This is a genomic window from Amycolatopsis coloradensis, assembly GCF_001953865.1.
GTDB classification, from domain to species: Bacteria; Actinomycetota; Actinomycetes; order Mycobacteriales; family Pseudonocardiaceae; genus Amycolatopsis; species Amycolatopsis coloradensis.
The window spans coordinates 221199-234913 of record NZ_MQUQ01000005.1; the positions used below are offsets into that span (position 1 = coordinate 221199).

At 69.6% G+C, this 13715-nt stretch carries 14 protein-coding genes; 6 read left to right on the forward strand and 8 right to left on the reverse strand.

Features of this window, described 5'->3' with window-relative positions; genetic code table 11:
* Nucleotides 1–149 precede the first annotated feature (149 nt).
* Together BS329_RS10600 and BS329_RS10605 are read right to left on the reverse strand one after the other, a co-directional pair.
* Nucleotides 150–1313, reverse strand: a complete 1164-nt coding sequence (locus BS329_RS10600) for an ATP-binding protein (protein WP_076158737.1) — start codon at nucleotides 1311–1313, stop codon at nucleotides 150–152.
* Nucleotides 1310–1969 carry a response regulator transcription factor gene (locus tag BS329_RS10605; RefSeq protein ID WP_076158740.1) on the reverse strand — a complete coding sequence of 220 codons (660 nt, stop codon included), beginning with the start codon at nucleotides 1967–1969 and terminating at the stop codon, nucleotides 1310–1312. Before BS329_RS10605 ends, BS329_RS10600 begins: the two co-directional genes overlap by 4 nt.
* A 288-nt stretch (nucleotides 1970–2257) precedes the next feature.
* Between BS329_RS10605 and BS329_RS10610 the strand changes: the two genes are divergently transcribed.
* The 5 genes from BS329_RS10610 (at nucleotide 2258) to BS329_RS10630 (ending at nucleotide 7105) form a co-directional block, all read left to right on the forward strand.
* Nucleotides 2258–2809, forward strand: a complete 552-nt coding sequence (locus BS329_RS10610) for a hypothetical protein (protein WP_076158743.1) — start codon at nucleotides 2258–2260, stop codon at nucleotides 2807–2809.
* On the forward strand, nucleotides 2806–3906 hold the full coding sequence (locus tag BS329_RS10615; protein ID WP_076158746.1) for a peptidoglycan-binding protein: 1101 nt from the start codon (nucleotides 2806–2808) through the stop codon (nucleotides 3904–3906). The genes BS329_RS10610 and BS329_RS10615 overlap by 4 nt, the downstream gene beginning before the upstream one ends.
* Entirely contained in the window at nucleotides 3903–4589 is a 687-nt protein-coding gene (locus BS329_RS10620; protein ID WP_076158749.1) for an ABC transporter ATP-binding protein, read from the forward strand. The genes BS329_RS10615 and BS329_RS10620 overlap by 4 nt, the downstream gene beginning before the upstream one ends.
* Nucleotides 4586–5806, forward strand: a complete 1221-nt coding sequence (locus BS329_RS10625) for an ABC transporter permease (protein WP_076158752.1) — start codon at nucleotides 4586–4588, stop codon at nucleotides 5804–5806. Before BS329_RS10620 ends, BS329_RS10625 begins: the two co-directional genes overlap by 4 nt.
* A 108-nt stretch (nucleotides 5807–5914) precedes the next feature.
* Complete coding sequence (locus tag BS329_RS10630; RefSeq protein WP_076158755.1) at nucleotides 5915–7105, forward strand: glycosyltransferase 87 family protein; 1191 nt, start codon at nucleotides 5915–5917, stop codon at nucleotides 7103–7105.
* Between the two features lies 1 nt (nucleotide 7106).
* Here the strand turns inward: BS329_RS10630 and serC are convergent, their stop codons facing one another.
* A complete protein-coding gene (gene serC / locus BS329_RS10635; RefSeq protein WP_076158758.1) occupies nucleotides 7107–8234 on the reverse strand; it encodes a phosphoserine transaminase in 1128 nt (375 codons plus the stop codon).
* Between the two features lie 115 nt (nucleotides 8235–8349).
* On the opposite strand from serC, the gene BS329_RS10640 reads away from it, so the two are divergent.
* Nucleotides 8350–8655 (forward strand): hypothetical protein, encoded by a 306-nt coding sequence (locus BS329_RS10640; protein ID WP_076158761.1) that lies wholly within the window; start codon nucleotides 8350–8352, stop codon nucleotides 8653–8655.
* Nucleotides 8656–8743: 88 nt separating this feature from the next.
* On the opposite strand, the gene BS329_RS10645 is transcribed toward BS329_RS10640, so the two are convergent.
* From BS329_RS10645 to BS329_RS10665, 5 genes are read right to left on the reverse strand one after another with little or no spacing between them, the layout of a single operon-like run.
* Nucleotides 8744–10090, reverse strand: a complete 1347-nt coding sequence (locus tag BS329_RS10645; RefSeq protein ID WP_076160141.1) for a serine hydrolase domain-containing protein — start codon at nucleotides 10088–10090, stop codon at nucleotides 8744–8746.
* 14 nt (nucleotides 10091–10104) lie between these two features.
* Nucleotides 10105–10725 (reverse strand): response regulator transcription factor, encoded by a 621-nt coding sequence (locus BS329_RS10650; protein ID WP_076158764.1) that lies wholly within the window; start codon nucleotides 10723–10725, stop codon nucleotides 10105–10107.
* Nucleotides 10722–11882: a sensor histidine kinase gene (locus BS329_RS10655; protein WP_076158767.1), complete on the reverse strand. Its 1161-nt coding sequence runs from the start codon at nucleotides 11880–11882 to the stop codon at nucleotides 10722–10724. Before BS329_RS10655 ends, BS329_RS10650 begins: the two co-directional genes overlap by 4 nt.
* The gene (locus BS329_RS10660; RefSeq protein WP_084749623.1) at nucleotides 11879–12703 is read right to left on the reverse strand and encodes an ABC transporter permease; all 825 of its coding nucleotides are present in this window, start codon (nucleotides 12701–12703) and stop codon (nucleotides 11879–11881) included. The genes BS329_RS10655 and BS329_RS10660 overlap by 4 nt, the downstream gene beginning before the upstream one ends.
* 5 nt (nucleotides 12704–12708) lie before the next feature.
* A complete protein-coding gene (locus BS329_RS10665; protein ID WP_143252966.1) occupies nucleotides 12709–13548 on the reverse strand; it encodes an ABC transporter ATP-binding protein in 840 nt (279 codons plus the stop codon).
* Nucleotides 13549–13715 lie beyond the last annotated feature (167 nt).

Below are 13715 nucleotides of genomic sequence, written 5' to 3' on the forward strand. Positions count from 1 at the left end.
TAGTACGGCGCGTCGCCTTGACGTGCGAGGCGCGCCGATGTCCTGTGTCCTGCTCACTATTTTCTTCATGGCCGCAAGTGCATTCTGCTGGAGCAATTCAGGGCTCGCAGAGTGACGCGCCGGACACGCACTGTCACGATCGGGGGAATCTACGGCAGCCGCACCCGGACGACCAGTCCACCGCCGCGACCGCCGGGTTCCGCGCCCGCTGTCCCGCCGTGCGCCTTCGCGATGGACCGGACGATCGACAATCCGAGCCCGGCGTTGCGCGAGTCACCGGTCCGGTCGCCCGAAAGCCGCCGGAACGGCTCGAACAGCGCGGGCACGGCGTCCAGCGGCACCCGCGGGCCGGTGTTGCGCACCGCCAGCGCCGGATCGCCGCCGACGTCGACGTGGATCCAGCCACCCTCGCGGTTGTAGGTGATGGCGTTGTGCACGAGGTTCGTGGCCAGCCGTTCCACCAGCACGGGATCGCCGGACACCGTCCGCGGCCGCAACCGCGCCTCCACCGTGACCCCCGCTTCTTCGGCCATGGACGCCGCCGAGCGGATCACCGTCGCCACGACCTCGTCCAGCCGGACGGGGCTCCGCGCGGCCAGTCCGCGGTCACTGCGGGCCAGCACGAGCAGCCCTTCGATCATCCGTTCGCTGCGTTCGTTGGTGTAGATCAGATGCTCGCCGAGCTTCCGGACCTCCGGGCTGACGTCGGGATCGGCCATCGCCACCTCGACCAGCGTGCGCTGCACCGCGAGCGGGGTCCGCAGTTCGTGGGAAGCGTTGGCCACGAAGCGTTTCTGGCTGTCGAACGACACGGCGAGCCGGTCGAGCATGCCGTCGAAGGTGTCCGCGAGTTCCTTGAGTTCGTCGTCGGGGCCGTCGAGGTCGATCCGCCGGTCGAGGTTCTCGGCCTCCAGTTTCCGCGCGGTCGAGGTGATCGCGTGCAGTGGCCGCAGTACGCGGCTCGCCATCAGCCAGCCGAGCAGCACCGCGAGCGCGCCGGCGATCGCCAGCGCCACCAGCGATTGCCACAGCAGTGCCGAGAGGACGTCCGAGCGGTACTCGGTGATCGAGGTCGCGACCAGCCGGCTGGCTTGGGCGCGCTCGGCGGGCATGATGGTCGCCGTGTCCATGGGATACGCCGGGACGCGCTGGAGCGAGACCTCCGCGGCGGTGTCGGCGAACGCGGCGGTGTCCGGCAGCGACGAGCTGACCAGCAGGTAGTTGACGATCAGCAGGGCGAGCCCGACGACGAGGAACGCTCCGCCGTAGAGCGCCGTCAGCTTGGTGCGCAGGGAAAGCCGGAGGGGTTTCACGACCCGAACCGGTAGCCGGCGCCGGGCACGGTCTCGATCAGCGGCGGCTCGCCGAGTTTGCGCCGCAACGTCATCATCGCCACCCGGACGGCGTTCGTGAACGGGTCGGCGTGCTCGTCCCACGCCTTCTCCAGCAGTTCCTCGGCGCTGACCACGGTCCCTTCGGCGCGCATGAGCACCTCCAGTACCGCGAATTCCTTGGGGGACAAGGGAAGAAACCGGCCGTCGCGAGACGCCTGATGCCGGGGCAGGTCGAGGACGACGCCACCGCGTTCCAGCACCGGCGGCAGCGCCGGCCGCGCGCGCCGCGACAGCGCCCGCACCCGCGCGACGAGTTCGGCGAACGCGAACGGCTTCGTCAGGTAGTCGTCGGCGCCCAGTCCCAGCCCGGCCACCCGGTCGTCGACGTCGGCGGCGGCCGTCAGCATCAGGACCCGTGCCTCGCCGCCCGCCCTGAGTACCGCGACGCAGACCTCGTCGCCGTGCACGACCGGGAGGTCCCGGTCGAGCACGACGACGTCGTAACCGTGCACCCCCACCCGGTCCAGGGCCTGTTCACCGTCGTAGCAGACGTCGACGGCCATGGAGAACCGTCGCAGGCCCTCGGCGATCGTGTCCGCCAGCAGGCGCTCGTCTTCCACCACCAGCACTCTCACCAGGTCAGTCTGCCCCGGGTGGGGGTAAGCGCGGGATAAGCGTCCCCTTCAGCAGACCGGGTGCGACTGCCGCGCCGGGATCACCCGCTGGGGCGTGTTCGGGGCGGATCGCGTACGACTTTCCGGCGACCAGGTCGCCGAGGTGTGGTCGCCAGGGGCTAGTTCGCCCGGAAAGAAGCAAATCTCTGTGCTGCTGGACTGTAAGCACGGCATAAGCGACTTCGCTTACCGCCCCGGAATCGCCCGCTCCGTAGAAATCAGGCCGTCGAGACGACCGAAGGAGCAGCGATGCGAAAACGACCGATGGCGGCACTGATCGCCGGAGCGGTCTTCGCGCTGGTGGCCGGTTGCGGTGGTGGCGGGGACGGTGGCGACAAGGTCGCCTCGATCTCCTCCCCGCCCGCCGCGGGCACGGGCGACGGGAAACAGGCCGACAACGTGTCCGACGAGGACAAGATGCGCAACTTCGCGAAGTGCATGCGCGAGCACGGGATCGACATGCCGGATCCCAAGACCGACGGCGACGAGCAGGGCACGATATCCATCGAGGCGGGCGAAGGCAGGCCCGACGAGAACAAGATGAAGGCCGCGAGCGACGCGTGCCGGAAGCTGTTGCCGAACGGTGGCGAGATCAAGCCGCCCACGCCGGAAGAACTCGACAAGATGCGCAAGGAAGCGAAGTGCATGCGGGAGCACGGCATCGACTTCCCGGACCCCGACCCCGGCAAGGGCGGGGCCGCCATCGCGCTGGGCGACGCGAGCGGTGACCCCAAGAAGTTCGAAGAAGCGGCGAAGGCCTGTGGTCTCGGCATGAGCATGAGGGTGGCCCCGGCGAAATGAGCGAACACGAAGGACCCGGCGGCGTACGGCGTTCGCGCCGGGCGCGCTGGTTCGTCATCGCGGCGGTCCTCGTCGTCGTGGCCGGGACGATGTCGGTGGTCGTGCTGACCAGGGTCACGTCGGAGGCTCAGCAGGCCGGGCAGCCACCGCCGCGGGTGGAGACCGCGAAGGTCGAGAAAACCGACCTTCAAGAGGAGGAAGAGGCGAACGGAACACTCGGCTATGGCACGGAAAACGCGCTCGCCGGCCGGAAGCAGGGGACCATCACGTCGCTTCCGGAAGTGGGCTCGGTGCTTACGCGTGGCAAGGCTGTCTACGGTGTCGACGCCAAACCGGTGCCGCTGTTCTACGGCACCCTGCCGTTCTTCCGTGACCTCGCGGACGGGGCGGCGGACGGCCCGGACGTCAAGCAGCTGGAAGAGAACCTGAAGGCACTCGGTTTCGGCGGTTTCGGCACGCCCGACAAGAAGTTCACCTCGGCCACCGCCGCCGCGCTGAAAAAATGGCGGAAGTCGCTGGGGCTCGAGCAGACCGGCACCTTCGGTCAGGGCGACGCCGTCCTCGCCCCGGGAGAGATCCGGGTTTCGCAGGTCGCCGCGCAGCTCGGCGGCCCGGGCGGCGGTGAACTGCTGAAGTACACCGGCACCGAGCGCCTCGTCGAGGTCAAACTCGACGCCGCCGAACAGGCCATCGCGAAGCGGGGCGACAAGGTGGGGATCGACATCACCGGCGGCGAGACCGCGACCGGGGTGATCACCGACGTCGGCAAGGTCGCGGAAACCGGCAAGGACGCCGCCGGGCAGGACGACGGCAAGCCGACGATCAAAGTGAAGATCACACTGGACGATCCGGCCGCGGCGGGATCGCTCGATTCGACGCCGGTCTCCGTGCGTTTCACCAAGGAAGTCCACAGTGGAGTGCTGGCGGTCCCGGTCGGGGCGCTGCTCGCGCTCGCCGAGGGTGGATATGCCGTCGAGGTCGACGAAGGCGGCAAACGGCGCCTCATCGCGGTGAAGACCGGCCTGTTCTCCGGCGGCCGCGTCGAGGTCGCCGGAACCGGCCTCGCCGCCGGGATGCGGGTGGTGACCACCTCATGACCCCGGTGCTGGCCGTGCGCGGCGCCTCGCGCACCTATCCCGGCGGCGTGCGCGCCCTGCACGAAGTGACACTGTCCATTGAGGACAGGGAGGTGGTCGCCATCGTCGGGCCGTCCGGCTCGGGGAAGTCGACGCTGTTGCAGCTGATGGGCACACTCGACCGGCCGACCGACGGGGTCATCGAACTGCGCGGGCACGACGTCGCGAAACTGCCCGACCGCAAGCTTTCCGCGTTGCGGTCGCGATGGATCGGCTTCGTGTTCCAGCAGTTCTTCCTCAGTGAGGGGGTGAGCGCGGTCGACAACGTCGCGACGGGCCTGCTGTACGCGGGGGTGCCGCGGCGGAAACGGCACGAACGGGCGCTGGCGGCGCTCGACCGGGTCGGCCTCGCGCATCGGGCCGGTCATTTCCCGAACGAACTCTCCGGCGGGGAACGGCAACGGGTGGCGATCGCGCGGGCGGTCGTCAACTCGCCGTCGATCCTGCTGGCCGACGAGCCGACCGGGAACCTCGACACGGGCAACGGCGCGGCGATCCTCACCCTGCTCGCCACGCTGAGCTCACAGGGGACGACGGTCGTGATCATCACGCACGACCGGGAGATCGCGGCGGGCATCCCACGGCGGATCGAACTGCGGGACGGCCGGATCCGGCTCGACACCGGGACGGGGGTGCTGGTGTGAGCGCACCCGTCCTCGACAAGGTGCCGACGCCGAATCCGGCCCGGCTCGGCCCGCGTGACGTGCTGACCCTCGGCGCGCACGGGATGCGGACGCGGCCGATGCGGGCGGTGCTGTCCGCGCTCGGCATCGGGATCGGGATCGCCGCGATGGTGGCGGTGCTCGCGATCCCGGCGTCGGGAGCGAAGGCGCTTCAAGACCAGCTGGCCGCTCTCGGCACCAACCTGCTTTCGGCGGGGCCGGGCAAGACGATGTTCGGCGGTGACGCGACGTTGCCCGACAGCGCGGTGCCGATGGCGAAGCGGATCGCGCCGGTGACGGCGGCGTCCGCGACCGGGTCCACCGACGGGACCGTGCGGCGCACGGACAAGATCCCCGAGGACGAGACCTCCGGCCTAGGCGTCTACGCGGCGACGCCGGACCTGCTCGACGTCGTCGGCGGACAGATCCGGGACGGGTGGTTCCTCCGGGACGCCACTCGCGACTATCCGGTCGTCGTCCTCGGTTCGGTCGCGGCCGCGCGGCTCGGGATCGACCACATCGACCAGGCCGAACCGCCGCAGGTGTTCATCGACGGGCATTGGTTCACCGTCGGCGGGATCCTCGGCCCGATGCCGCTCGCGCCGGAGATCGAGCGGTCGGCGCTGGTCGGCTGGGACGCCGCGAAACGGCTCCTCGGCTTCGAGGGACATCCGAGCACGGTGTACGTCCGGGCGAAGGATTCGCAGGTCGAAAGCGTCCGCTCGGTGCTCGCGCAGACGATGAACCCGGAAGCGCCCAACGAAGTCGAGGTGCGTCGCCCGTCGGAGGCGCTGGAGGCGCAGAAGCTGACGGAGAACACGTACAGCGCCTTGTTCCTCGGGCTCGGCGGTGTGGCGTTGCTGGTCGGCGGCGTCGGCGTGGCCAACACGATGGTGATCTCGGTGCTGGAGCGGCGCCGGGAGATCGGCCTCCGTCGCGCACTCGGCGCAACGAAACGGCAGGTCAGAGGCCAATTCCTGGCCGAGTCGGTGCTGCTGTCCGGGCTCGGCGGGATCGCCGGGGTGCTGGTCGGCGTCCTCGTGACGTCCGGGTACGCGCTGAGCCAAGGCTGGCCGGCGGTGCTGCCCGTCGGCGCCCTGCTCGGCGGCGTCGGGGTCTCGGCACTGGTCGGTGCCGTCGCCGGTGCCTACCCGGCCATGCGCGCGGCCCGGCTCCCGCCCACCCAGGCCCTCGCCTAGCCCGCGTTTCGTCCTCTAGTTGCGGTAGTTCGGGTTACGAACTACCGCAACTAGAGGACGAATTGCCCAGAGGACGAGTCGCGGAGTGGCGGTGGGTAGCCTCGCCGGGTGCTGGTGGGATTGTCGGGGCGGAAACTCGCGGGGGCGTTGCTCGCGCTCGAAGTCGTCGTGGTCGCCGTGCTGTTCACGCTCAAGGTGTTCGACGGCCAGGACCTCGAGGTCTACATCGGCGGCGCGCGGCTGCTCCTCGACTCGGGCGACCCGTACGGCACGTGGGTGCAGACGCACGGTGGCTGGCTGCCCTTCACCTACACGCCGTTCGCGGCGGCGGTCTTCCTGCCCGGCACGCTGCTGTCCGCCGCGCTGGCGACGAGACTGGTCGGACTCGCGTCGATCATCGCGGGCGGAATCGTCGTCTACGTCTTCGTGGCGACGCTCAACGGCTCGCTCACCGACCGTGCGAACGTCCGTGGCCGCGCCATCGCCGTCCTGGCGGCGATCGGGGCACAGGCCGTCGGCGGCATCATGGAGCCGGTCCGCTCGACGCTCGGCTTCGGCCAGGTCAACACGCTGCTGATGCTGATCGTCGTCCTCGACGCGCTCCTGCCGGGCCGCGCCCGCACGAAGGGGCTGCTGATCGGCGTCGCCGCGGCGATCAAGCTGACCCCGGCCTTCTTCATCCTGTTCTTCTTGTTCCGCAAGGACTTCCGCTCCGCTGCCCGGGTCGTGGCCGGGTTCGTCGGCGCGGGCGCGCTGATGTTCCTGGCCGCGCCGGACGCGTCCGCGAGGTTCTGGACGAACATCCTCTTCGACACCAGCCGGATCGGCGATCGTGGTTACGTCGGCAACCAGTCGCTGCGCGGGATGCTCGCGCGGTTCGGGCTCGGCTCGGCGGAGGACGTCGTCTGGGTGCTGGCCTCGGTCGTCGTGGTCGCGCTGACCGCGTTCGTCATCGTGCGCGTCGCGGAGCCGGTGTTCGCGCTGACGGCGTGCGCCGTCGGCGGGCTGCTGGTGTCCCCGGTGTCCTGGACGCACCACTGGATCTGGTGCGTGCCGATCCTCGCGCTGCTGCTCTGGGCCCGGTCGGTCGTTTCCCGCGCCCTCGCGGCCGTGACGGTGGCGCTGTTCGTGATCGCGCCGATGTGGCTCGCGCCGCGGCCCGCCGGGAGCTTCGGCTGGTGGCTGGTGACGGAGTCCTACGTGCTGTACGGCCTCTTGCTGCTCGCGCTGGCCGCCAAGTACGTGAAGGCCCCCTTCATTGCGTCCAGCGCAATGAAGGGGGCCTTCACGGAAAGCTAGCTCAGCCCAAGCGCTCGACGACGTACTCGATGCTTTGGGTCAGCTTCGTGATGTCGTCCGGGTCGATGGCCGGGAACAGGCCGACGCGCAGTTGGTTGCGGCCCAGCTTCCGGTACGGCTCGGTGTCGACGATCCCGTTGGCGCGCAGCACCTTCGCCACCGCGGCGGCGTCCACCTCGTCGGCGAAGTCGATGGTGCCGACGACCTGCGAGCGCAGCGACGGGTCACTGACGAACGGCGTCGTGTAACCGGTCTTCTCGGCCCACTCGTACAGCCGCGTCGACGAGTCGCGAGTGCGCGCGGTGGTCCACTCGAGACCGCCGTTGGCGTTCATCCACTCGATCTGGTCGGCCAGCAGGAACAGCGTCGACACCGCCGGGGTGTTGTACGTCTGGTCCTTGCGCGAGTTGTCGAGCGCGGTGGTCAGCGACAGGAACTCGGGGATCCAGCGGTCGCTCGCGCCGATCTCACCGATGCGCTCGACCGCGGCGGGCGAGGCCAGCGCGATCCAGAGGCCACCGTCGGAGGCGAAGGACTTCTGGGGCGCGAAGTAGTAGACGTCGAAGTCCTCGGCCTTGACCGGCAGGCCGCCCGCGCCGGAGGTGGCGTCGATGGCGACCAGTGCGCCTTCGCTGCCTTCGGGGCGACGGACCGGCACCGCGACACCGGTCGAGGTCTCGTTGTGCGCCCAGCCGACCAGGTCGGCACCGGCCTCGTAGGCGATCTCGGGCGCGCTGCCCGGGTCGGCCTTGACGACGATCGGGTCGGCGAGGAACGGGGCGCCCTTGGTCACCGTGGCGAACTTCGAGGAGAACTCGCCGTAGGTGAAGTGCTGCGCGCGCTCCCGCACGAGCCCGAACGCGGCGGCGTCCCAGAATGCGGTCGTCCCGCCGTTGCCGAGGACCACTTCGTAGCCTTCGGGCAGGGAGAACAATTCGGACAGACCCGCACGCACGCGGCCGACGAGGGACTTCACCGGCTTCTGACGGTGCGAGGTGCCGAGGTAGGTGGCACCGGATTTCGCCAGGTTGGCGAGCTGCTCGTCACGGACCTTGGACGGTCCGCAGCCGAAGCGGCCATCGGCAGGCTTCAGGTCCGCGGGGAGGGTCAACTCAGGTGCGTCGGTCATGAGGCCAGTCTCTCAGGTCGGGATGGACCTGCTGACAGTTGGTGCCGCGTGTCCGGCATATGAGATCGGCGATCTCCCTCCCGCCGTTGCCGACCGCCGGGTAGCTTCTCGCCCCATGGCGACAGTGCACGAACGATTCCCCGTGCCCCCCGAGGCGTTGTGGCAGGCGCTTCCCCACGGGGTCGACGCGGTCAAGGGGCAGAACCCGTACTACGACGCGGCCGCCGGCTACGTCACCTTCTCGACCAAGCTCGGCTTGTTCAGCTACGGGCAGACGGTCACCGTGAAGGTCGAGCGGACTCCGGAGGGCTCCGGGCTGGCGATCCAGACGAGCCTGAAGTTCGGTTTCGTGGACTGGGGCGAGGGCAAGCGCATCGCCCGCAAGTTCATCGCCGCCGTCGGGCACACTCCGGCCGTCTGATGCCCGATCCGCAAGGGGTGCCTGTACGTGAAGGACCCCTTCATTGCGTCTAGCGCAGTGAAGGGGTCCTTCACGTACTTCAAGCGAGTCAGCGCCAGCCGTCGGGGTCCACGCCGCCCGGGATGGGCGCGGCCGGGTCGAACGGCGTGCGCGAGAAGATGAACGTCGCGAGGTCGAGGTGGTTCGGCTTTCCGGCCGAGTCCCGTCCGACCCGCAGCGTTTCGCCCGCGTAGTAGGCGTCGAGGCCGACCCAGGTGTCTTCGCCGACCGGCGCGAACCGTGACGCGCGGCCGGGGCCGTCGGTCGGCGCGAGGGAGAACAGGCCGCCCGGGAGCAGGCGCAGGTGGTACGGCGTGGGGCCCCAGTGCCAGAGCCCGGTCAGCTCCAGCAGCTTCGGGTCCACAGTGGACGGCTGCCATTCCGCGGGCATGGACGGCTCGTGCTGTTCGGTCAGGTTCATCAGGTCGAGGCACAGCTGCGTGATGCCGACGCCCGCCGTCGAGTTCGTCAGCACCAGCGCGCCGATTCCGGCGCCTCCGTCGACCAGGGAGCAGGCGAGGAAACCCGGCATCGACCCGGTGTGCCCGGCCAGCCGCCTGCCCTCGGCGCGGACCAGCATGACGCCGAGACCGAATCCGGTGGTCCAGGTGTCGCCGTCGTCCACGGTGACCATTTCGCGCATCTCCGCGACGGTCTCTTCGCTCAGCACGCCACCGGTGTGGCCGCCGAGGAACGCCGTCCAGCGGCCGAGGTCGGTGACCGTCGACCACAGCTGCCCGGCGGGCGCCATCGCGCCCGCGTCCGGCGACGGCTCCGGCAGGAGGACGTCGGCGAAGGGGTGGACGGCGAACCCGTTCGCGTGCGCGCCTTCCGGATGCGGCGAGGTCCGGGTCATCCCGAGCGGCCCGAGGATCTCGGCGCGGACGACGTCGAGCCACGACTGCCCGCGGTGGCGGGCGACCAGTTCGCCGAGCACGCCGTAGCCGACGTTGCTGTAGTGGAACCGGCTGCCCGGCCGGAGCCGCGTCGCGCCGTCCTTGAGGCTCTCGACGAGCGCGGCCCAGTCGGCGCCCACCGTGCGCTCCCACCAGGAACCGGGTGATTCCGCGGTCAGGCCAGAGGTGTGCGAAAGCAGCTGCGCGATGGTGGCCGCGCCGAACGCGGTGCCCGGTAGATGCTTTTCGAGCGGGTCGTTGAGGTCGAGCTTGCCTTCGTCGCGCAGCCGCATGACGGCCGTCGCGACGAGTGTCTTGGTGATCGACCCGAGCCGGTACTGCGTGTCGTCACCCGGTGTCTCGCCGTCGACGCGGCCGCGTCCTCCGGACCAGGCGATTTCACCGTCGCGGACGACAGCGGCGACGAGGGACGGGGCGCGGCACGAGGATTGCTCGTGCGCGAGGCGGCGAAGCAGCGCCGATTCGGTCGTGGCAAGCATGGGATGCATTGTGCCTACCCGAGCAGGCCCAGCCGCATAGCGGTGGTCACGGCGGCCGTCCGGTCCGAAACGTCCAGTTTCCCGAAGGCGCGCAGCAGATGGGTCTTGACCGTCGCTTCGCTGATGTGGAGCACCCGCCCGATGTCGGCGTTCGTGCTTCCCCGCGCCACCAGCCGCAGTACCTCGATCTCACGCGCCGACAACGGCGACGCCGTCGGGTTGCGCACTCGGTTCACCAGCTTCCCGGCGACCGAAGGCGCCAAGACCGTCTCGCCACGTGAGGCCGCCCGGATCGCTGCGGCCAGCTCCGCGCGCGAAGCGTCCTTCAGCAGGTACCCGGAGGCTCCCGCTTCGACGGCGCGCAGGATGTCGGCGTCCGTCTCGTAGGTGGTGAGCACGACGACGCGCTGCCCAGGCCGGTCGGCGAGGATCTTCCGGGTCGCGCCGACGCCGTCGAGACCGGGCATCCGCAGATCCATCAGGATCACGTCGGGCTGCTTGACCCGGCTCAGCGCGACGGCCTCGTCACCGGAGCCCGCTTCCCCGACGACGCTCAGATCCGGTTCGGCCTCCAGCATGCCGCGCAGGCCTTCCCGCACCACGGGGTGATCGTCGACCAGCATGATCGTGATCACGCGGGCACCTCCAGTTCCAGCGTCGTCCCCGCACCGGGTTCGCTCGCACACCTCACGATGCCACCGACCTGCTCCGCGCGTGCCCGCATCCCCGCCAGGCCGAAGCCGCCGGTGGGCCCGGCGGGGTCGAACCCCGCGCCGTCGTCGGCCACGCCGAGCCGGACTTTTCCGTCCATGACGGACAGACGGAGGGAGATCCTGGTGGCGCGGGAATGTTTGCGGACGTTGCTCAGTGCCTCCTGCGCCCCTCGCAGCAGGACGACCTCGGTGGCCATCGGCAGCGCGGGCAGCGGGCCGTGGATCTCGATCGTGGCTTCGATCCCGGCCTCCTCGGTGAGCCGTTCGGCCTGTCGTCGCAGGGCCTCTTCCAAGGAGTCGGAGGCGAGCGCCGACGGCCCCCGCGCCGCGACCATCGCCCGTGCTTCGGCCAGGTTCTCCCGCGCCGTCCGCGCCGCCAGCCCCAGATGGCGCCGGGCCGCCTTCGGATCGATGTCCATTTCGGACTCGATGGCCTGGGTGAGCGTGACGATGCTGGTGAAGCCCTGCGCGAGCGTGTCGTGGATCTCGCGGGCCATGCGCTCGCGTTCGGCGGCCGTGCCGGCCTCACGGGAAAGCCGGGCGACCTCCGCCTGACTGGCTTCCAGCTGTTCGATCAGCGCGGCCCTGCCTTTGCTCTGCTCGATGATCTGCGTGGTGTAGCGGCCCGCCAGGAGGCTGAAGATGATCAGGATCGCCGTCATCGGCACCAGGATGCGCAGCGCGGGCTGGTCGAGGCCGCCTCGGACGATCGACGACAACGGCCCCAGCAGCACCGCGACCGTGGTGAGGACCGACGCCGTCTTCGTCGGCAACGTCATGTAGAGCACGGGGCAGGCGAAGAACAGGATGAAACTCGAAGTGGTGGTGGCGAACGTGGCCGCCGTCAGCAGGACCATCAGGACCCCGGTGGACAACCAGGGGGTGTCCTCGTGGTCCGGGCCTTTGATGAGGCCGCGTCCCCGGACCAGGTAAGTGATCCCGACACCGACCAGGCACAGGATCGCGACCGTCTTGTCGGCGGTGGTGTCGTCCCCGATGAGGATCAGCGCCGTCGTCGCGACGAACGTGATCCCGAAAAGGACCTCCCAGAGCCAGAAAAGCCGCTCCCAGGCGTTCACCTGCCGTCGTTCGACCAGCGGAACGCCAGCTTCGCCAGCAGCAGCCCCGCGGCGCACCACGCCGTCAGCGCCAGTGCCACCATCGGAAGTTCCCATGTCCCCGCCATCTCCTGTGTCGCGGCTTCGGCCGGAAGGAACACCGAGCGGAAGCCCTGGCAGATCCACTTCACCGGGAAGAACGAAGCGATGTCGACCATAACCTTCGGCAGGGTGGTGATCGGCGTGACGAACACCCCGGAGATGAACTGCAGCGCGATGTAGATCAGGTTGGTCACCGCGACCGCGCCGCTGACCGTCTTCGTAGCCGAGCTGAGCGCGATGCCGAGGAGCGTGCAACTGGTGATGCCGAGCAGGAACACCCACAGCGCGGTCAGCAGCTTCATCGGATCGGTGGGCAGGTCGAGGTCGAACAGCAGGCTGCCGACAATCGACATCAGCACCACCTGGGCGATGCTCGTGGAGCCGACCAGGATGATCTTGCCGATGAAGTAGGACGCGGCGGGCATCGGCGTGCCGCGCAACCGCTTCAGCGCGCCCAGCTCGCGATCGGCCGCGAGGTTGATCCCGATGCTGGTGAACGACGTCGAGACGATGCCGGACCCGATCATGCCCGCCGCCAGCACCTGGCCGGTGGTGATCGTCGTGCCGGGCATCGAGGAGTTCAGCATCGAGCCGAGCAGGATCATGAGCAGGGACGGGAAGGCGAACGTGAAGATCACCTGTTCCCGGATGCGGAAGAACTGACGGAGTTCGGCGGCGCCGCGGATGAGGCCGAGCGACAGGGTGCCGGGAAGCTTGCCCGGGTGGGTCAGCGTCGTCAGCGTTGTCATCGGGTTTCTCCGATCAGGCCGAGGTAGGTCTCTTCGAGGGTGGGCCGGTGGACGGTCAGCTCCGACGGTTCGCGGCCGTCGGCGGAAAGCTCGCGGACGAGCTTGGCCGGAAAAGGGGTCCGTTCCCGGTGAACGCCGTTCTCATCGGCCCAGCGGACGGTGGCTTCCGCGGTCGCACGGCCGCCCAGCGTCCGCGGCGTCCCCTCGGCGACGATCTCACCGCGCGTGATGACCGCGACGCGATCGGCCAGCGCCTCGGCCTCGTCGAGATAGTGAGTGGTGAGCAGGATCGTGGTGCCCTCGTGGGTGAGACTCCTGATCAGCTCCCAGAACCGGCGCCGGGCCGCCGGGTCGAACCCGGTCGTGGGCTCGTCGAGGAACAGCAGTTCCGGCCGCCCGATGATGCCGAGCGCGACGTCCACCCGCCGACGCTGTCCCCCGGAAAGGCTTTTGACGCGGGCACCCGCGTTCTCGGTCAGGCCGACCTTCTCGATCACTTCGCCGACGTCACGGGGATCCGGGTAGTAACGGGCGTAGTGCCGGACGGTCTCGGCGACGGTGAGTTCGGCGGCGTCGTTGGCCGTCTGCAACACGATCCCGAGCCTCGCTCGCCAAGCCCTGCCCGCGGTGCCGGGATCCTCGCCGAGGACGTCGACCTCGCCGGACGTCCGCCCGCGGTGCCCCTCCAGGATCTCGACCGTCGTCGTCTTGCCCGCCCCGTTGGGGCCGAGCAGCGCGAACACCTCGCCCCGTTCGATGTCGAGGTCGACGCCCCCGACGGCCAGGTGGCCCGGGTACTCCTTGCGCAACCCGCGCACTTTCACTGCGGTCTTCATCTGTCGATCGTGCTGCGCGGAACCCCTCTCCCGGGACGCCCGCAGGACTGAACCCGGTTGTCCACCGGTCGATGGACACCGGTGTCACCGCCCCTCCCGCGATTCGTCCTCTGGTTGCGGTCCTTGCACGCGCAACTACCGCAACCAGAGGACGAATCGCGGGAGGG

What these genes read in the sequence shown, in the direction of transcription:
- BS329_RS10610 (WP_076158743.1), top strand. Translation starts at nt 2,258, where the DNA reads ATGCGAAAACGACCGATGGCGGCACTGATCGCCGGAGCGGTCTTCGCG.
- BS329_RS10615 (WP_076158746.1), top strand. Translation starts at nt 2,806, where the DNA reads ATGAGCGAACACGAAGGACCCGGCGGCGTACGGCGTTCGCGCCGGGCG.
- BS329_RS10620 (WP_076158749.1), top strand. Translation starts at nt 3,903, where the DNA reads ATGACCCCGGTGCTGGCCGTGCGCGGCGCCTCGCGCACCTATCCCGGC.
- serC (WP_076158758.1), bottom strand. Translation starts at nt 8,234, where the DNA reads ATGACCGACGCACCTGAGTTGACCCTCCCCGCGGACCTGAAGCCTGCC.
- BS329_RS10640 (WP_076158761.1), top strand. Translation starts at nt 8,350, where the DNA reads ATGGCGACAGTGCACGAACGATTCCCCGTGCCCCCCGAGGCGTTGTGG.
- BS329_RS10645 (WP_076160141.1), bottom strand. Translation starts at nt 10,090, where the DNA reads ATGCTTGCCACGACCGAATCGGCGCTGCTTCGCCGCCTCGCGCACGAG.
- BS329_RS10665 (WP_143252966.1), bottom strand. Translation starts at nt 13,548, where the DNA reads ATGAAGACCGCAGTGAAAGTGCGCGGGTTGCGCAAGGAGTACCCGGGC.